At 49.5% G+C, this 4,418-nt stretch carries 6 protein-coding genes; 2 read left to right on the top strand and 4 right to left on the bottom strand.

The features are described from left to right. Window positions 1–176 (top strand): IS5/IS1182 family transposase (locus tag IGR76_06255; protein MBF2078119.1); only part of this gene is annotated, 176 nt, incomplete at its 5' end. 36 nt (window positions 177–212) lie between these two features. Here the strand turns inward: IGR76_06255 and IGR76_06250 are convergent. The 3 genes from IGR76_06250 to IGR76_06240 form a co-directional block, all read right to left on the bottom strand. Continuing rightward, the gene (locus IGR76_06250; protein ID MBF2078118.1) at window positions 213–410 is read right to left on the bottom strand and encodes a hypothetical protein; all 198 of its coding nucleotides are present in this window, start codon (window positions 408–410) and stop codon (window positions 213–215) included. A gap of 121 nt (window positions 411–531) precedes the next feature. Then, a complete protein-coding gene (locus tag IGR76_06245; protein ID MBF2078117.1) occupies window positions 532–1,899 on the bottom strand; it encodes a HAMP domain-containing histidine kinase in 1,368 nt (455 codons plus the stop codon). Between the two features lie 22 nt (window positions 1,900–1,921). Beyond that, the gene (locus IGR76_06240) at window positions 1,922–2,599 is read right to left on the bottom strand and encodes a response regulator transcription factor (protein MBF2078116.1); all 678 of its coding nucleotides are present in this window, start codon (window positions 2,597–2,599) and stop codon (window positions 1,922–1,924) included. 202 nt (window positions 2,600–2,801) lie between these two features. Here IGR76_06240 and IGR76_06235 point away from each other — a divergent pair, with 202 nt between their 5' ends. Then, window positions 2,802–3,359 (top strand): hypothetical protein, encoded by a 558-nt coding sequence (locus tag IGR76_06235; protein ID MBF2078115.1) that lies wholly within the window; start codon window positions 2,802–2,804, stop codon window positions 3,357–3,359. On the opposite strand, the gene IGR76_06230 is transcribed toward IGR76_06235, so the two are convergent. Then, window positions 3,342–4,247 (bottom strand): polyphosphate kinase 2 family protein, encoded by a 906-nt coding sequence (locus IGR76_06230; GenBank protein ID MBF2078114.1) that lies wholly within the window; start codon window positions 4,245–4,247, stop codon window positions 3,342–3,344. The genes IGR76_06235 and IGR76_06230 overlap by 18 nt on opposite strands. Window positions 4,248–4,418 lie beyond the last annotated feature (171 nt).

Genomic DNA, 4,418 nt, shown 5'->3' with positions numbered 1-4,418 from the left:
GCTATCATCGTCGTTCGATTGCTGAAACTACCATGTTCCGCTTTAAGACTATTTTTGGGGGCAATCTCAGTGCACGTCAATTTGACAATCAAGCCGTGGAATTGTTCATCAAATGTGTTGCGCTCAACCGCATGATTCAGATCGCTAAACCCGATAGCTACAAGGTTGAAGGTTAATACCAGGACACTCTCAAGGCGAACCTGACCGTTTTTCTAATCATGCAACAAAGCCGAAACGACATCAAATAGGGGTTGATAGTCCGCTGCTTTCGAGGCTGAAGCAGGTTCTGAAGCTGTCATCGACGGGGATTCCGCCGTCGATGCTTGAGGTGTATTGCTGCATCCGATCAAGCTCAGTAAGCTTAACGTTCCGACAGCTCCGAAGACAACGACGCGATTCATATTCGCCATGATTACTCCTTCAAAAGGTGAGTGTCATTACAATTCAACGATAGGCGATTGAAGGTAAAGAACTGGGAAAGACGGTAGACCAGCCTTGAATTTTGAGTTTTGAGTTGAGAATGCTTTGATATTAAGCCTTGGGAAGAATGACTTGAAAGCAACTGCCTACCCCTAATTCACTGCGTACCTGGATCGAGCCTCCATGGGATTGGGCAATGGCTTGGGCGATCGCCAGTCCTAATCCCGATCCGCCCTCTCGCCGCGATCGCGCCTGATCTGCCCGCCAAAAGCGATCAAAGACCAAGGGGAGATGTTCCGGTGCAATCCCTATGCCCGTATCGCGAACGTGCACCTGAATCTGTTCATAGGGCGAATGGGCGTACGATAAAACAACAATGACGTCCCCCCCGTCAGGCGTATAGCTTACGGCATTTTCAATTAAGTTACGAAATAGACGTTTAAGCTGGTTCGCATCTCCTCGAACATTGGCCTCTGGACAGTCTGCTAAGGTCAACGTTACTCCATTAGCGATCGCCTGGGATTGTAGATCGTCTATCAAATCTTCTAGTACCTCATTGAGCGGAATGAAGAGTCCTGACCGAACGGTAGACGCACAGGTATCGGCGCGGGCCAGGAGGAGGAGATCGTCCACCAATTCGCCCATCTGACGGGTAGCACTGGCGATCGCGTCTAGTTTCGACACATCCGAGACATGAATCCGTTCGGGATGACTTTGCATTACCTCAACGGCTGTCCGTACTGCGGTGAGGGGGCTACGAAGTTCGTGGGAGGCATCCGCTGTAAATTGCTGAAGCTGACGAAAACTGCGTTCTATGGGCTGGAGCGATCGCTGGGTAAGCCACCATCCCGTCACACCAATTAAAACAACTGCAATCCCTCCACCCCACAGCATCCCTGTAAACACGCGTTCCAGTTCATCTTCTTCATCCTCCATCCATTCACTCACACGCACATATCCTTGTAATTCCTGGTCTTGGTCGGTTTCGTCGAATAAATTGATAGACGAACGATAGACGGGCACCGTTAAAAAGCGAACGTCATCGTCCTGCTGAGGCCGCTCTTGAGGATCTAAGGGGCGATCGGCAAGATATTTTCCCGTCCTTGTAATTAATTGCCCCTGGGCATCAAACCATTCAATACTTTGGTGTTCTTGCCGAATGTTTTGCCAGGGAATATCCAAATCATCATCATCATCCATTGAGAGCAGGGGCGATCGCGTCTCTTCATCCTGATCTGCTAACACCTCAGGCAGGGTATGGGCTGCGGCCTCGGCCAGGATCGCTAATTGCTGATCGACCCGCTGATAGAGCGTATGGGCAACGATATGGTACGTTGCAATCGTAGAGAGGCTAACCACCGCACCCATTGCGCCTAGATACGAAAGCAATAGCCGAACCGATAGGGCACGCAATTGGGGCGAGAGCGATGTCTTTGGGCGGATGGATTGCGACGTATTCAGCTCCGATCCGTTCGTCATTGTGGGAGACGGTTTAGGGGGCTTAAAGCGATGGATTGAGTCGATACCCCAGGCCATAAACCGTTTCAATAAAGTCATTGCTGGCTCCCGCTGCTTTCAATTTTTGCCGCAGTCCGCGAATATGGACTTTAACGGTCTCTTTGCCCGGTAGATCGTCAAATGACCACAGTTGATCCAAAATAAAATTTGGGTTCAGCACGCGTCCGTTATTCCGTAGCAGCAATTCTAAAAGACTGTATTCCTTGGGGGTCAAATTCAGAGGTTTTCCACCGTAGATCACCGTGCACGTTGCCGGATCAAGCTGGAGGTTTTCCCATTCTAGAACAGGAGGCAAGGAATCCGCACCACGACGCAACAATGCGCGAATACGAGCCAAAAACTCTTTCAAATCAAACGGTTTAACCACGTAGTCATCGGCTCCCACATCTAGCCCCATGACTTTGTCCGCACTGGTATCTTTTGCCGTTAACATCAAGACAGGCACAGAACTTCCAGAACGGCGGATGCGCTGGCATAGAGTAATACCGTTTACTTTAGGCAACATAATATCGAGAATGATGAGGCTGTAGGAACTCGCTTCAAAGAAGTCCCAACCTTCCTGTCCATCTACAGCTACATCCACAATATAGTGTTGATCCGTCAATGCTTCTAACAAAGACAGAGAGATTCGCTCATCATCTTCGACTAACAGGAGTTTCATAACGCTTGAAGCATGGCTCAGCTTTCAGCATACTGAAAAAAAGTAAAGAATTGGGAAAGCAAGGTGGTGTATTTTGGGGATGGTTCGTGAATCGTAGGCAATGGCAGGAACCCATGGACACCCCCCACGATGACACCCCTTACTCGATTCTAGGCGACAGCGGTGGTACTCTCTCCTGGTTGGGTTTGGATGCTTAAGCGTCGTGGGTTTAGCTCCAGCCTTGTACACGCAAGAGAGTCCTGATGCACCCGATACCAGCGTAGAGGTGCTGACTCCACCGAGTTCCACGACTCTACCCACGGCTCCCCCCACCCCAGATACTTTCTTTGCGGATGTGGTGGTGCGTGGACAGCCTATTTTTCAGGTGGGCAGTATCGGCAATCTAGAGGCGGGCGATCGCGCCCACATTATCAATCGTCGGATTGCGGGGCTTCTCAGTCAGTCGCGATCGCTCGATCCCGTGACCGTCCAATACGATCCAACTCGCCAGATCGCCATTCTCCAAGTCAATAATCGGGTGATTATGACTGTCACCCCCCAAGATGCCCTAGATTACGATCAATCTGCTGCCTGCCTTAATCGGTGCGCTGCTGATTATTGGCATCACTTGGTTAGTCGCACACGGCGTTCGCCGGATTGGTACCCTTTAGGCAGAGCAAACGGAGGGCGATCACAGCACGGAAATCTTAATTGGGCGGCTGTGCTATGGCAGTGTGTGGGTGCTGGGTTCGATCACCGACCGTTAGGTTTTATCTTCTGACTCTAGCATCTCCTTTGCCTTCAGCAGTTCCACTTTATGATCGGCGCTCACTTCTGGATAGCTCAGGTTAAGGGATTGTAGGGTTTGATAGACCACAGACCCAACGGCTAATCGAGTGAACCACTTTCGGTCTGCCGGGATAATGTACCACGGTGCCCAATCGGTGCTGGTATGGTTAAACATTTCCTCATAGGCATTGATGTAATCGTCCCAGTAGGCTCTCTCTTTCACATCGCCCGTTGAAAATTTCCAGTTCTTTTCAGGGCGATCAATTCGCTCCAGAAAGCGCTGTTTTTGCTCCTCTTTTGAGACATTGAGAAAGAATTTGAGGATGACAACGCCATTCTCCACCAAATACTTTTCAAAAGCATTAATCTGTTCAAACCGCTGTTTCCAAATTTTCGGTCCTTTCACCTCTGGGGGAAGCTGCTGTCTATTCAAAATTGCAGGATGAACCCGCACCACGAGCACTTCTTCGTAATACGAGCGGTTAAAGATGCCAATACGTCCCCGTTCAGGCAATGCCTTAAAAGAACGCCACAAATAATCATGATCCAGTTCCTCATCAGACGGGGCTTTGAAGCTAAAAACCTGACACCCTTGGGGATTTAATCCTGACATGACGTGCTTGATGGTTCCGTCTTTCCCGGCTGCGTCTAGAGCCTGAAAAATAATGAGTAGGGCGTAGGTATTTTGGGCATACAGCTTGTCCTGATACTCCGCCATTTGTTCAATGCCAATCTGGAGAAGTTCCCCAGCGTCTTTCTTGGACAAACCATCGAGCCTAAAGCCTGGATCGTAGTCTTTAGCAAGAGAGATTCTTTTGCCAGGAGGAACTATCAGGTGTTTGAACAAGTTGTCTTTGTGGAGGAGCGACTTTATATCCATAGAATTTATTCACGTCTGTACGACTTCAATAGTGATTTTTGTTGACTCTCAGTTGGGGCGATCGCCCCAATCATTTTTTCTTTTTCTTGCCTTTTTTAGCTTTTAGACGGGAAGCCCCGCGATGTACCTGAAAGGTCAGCGTCGGGATGAGAGGCGCGTGAGTTGAGGTAC

This window comes from Synechococcales cyanobacterium T60_A2020_003 (assembly GCA_015272205.1).
In the GTDB taxonomy this organism is placed as follows: domain Bacteria; phylum Cyanobacteriota; class Cyanobacteriia; order RECH01; family RECH01; genus JACYMB01.
This window is presented reverse-complemented; position numbering and strand designations above follow the sequence as displayed.

What these genes read in the sequence shown, in the direction of transcription:
- IGR76_06250 (MBF2078118.1), bottom strand. Translation starts at nt 410, where the DNA reads ATGGCGAATATGAATCGCGTCGTTGTCTTCGGAGCTGTCGGAACGTTA.
- IGR76_06245 (MBF2078117.1), bottom strand. Translation starts at nt 1,899, where the DNA reads ATGACGAACGGATCGGAGCTGAATACGTCGCAATCCATCCGCCCAAAG.
- IGR76_06240 (MBF2078116.1), bottom strand. Translation starts at nt 2,599, where the DNA reads ATGAAACTCCTGTTAGTCGAAGATGATGAGCGAATCTCTCTGTCTTTG.
- IGR76_06230 (MBF2078114.1), bottom strand. Translation starts at nt 4,247, where the DNA reads ATGGATATAAAGTCGCTCCTCCACAAAGACAACTTGTTCAAACACCTG.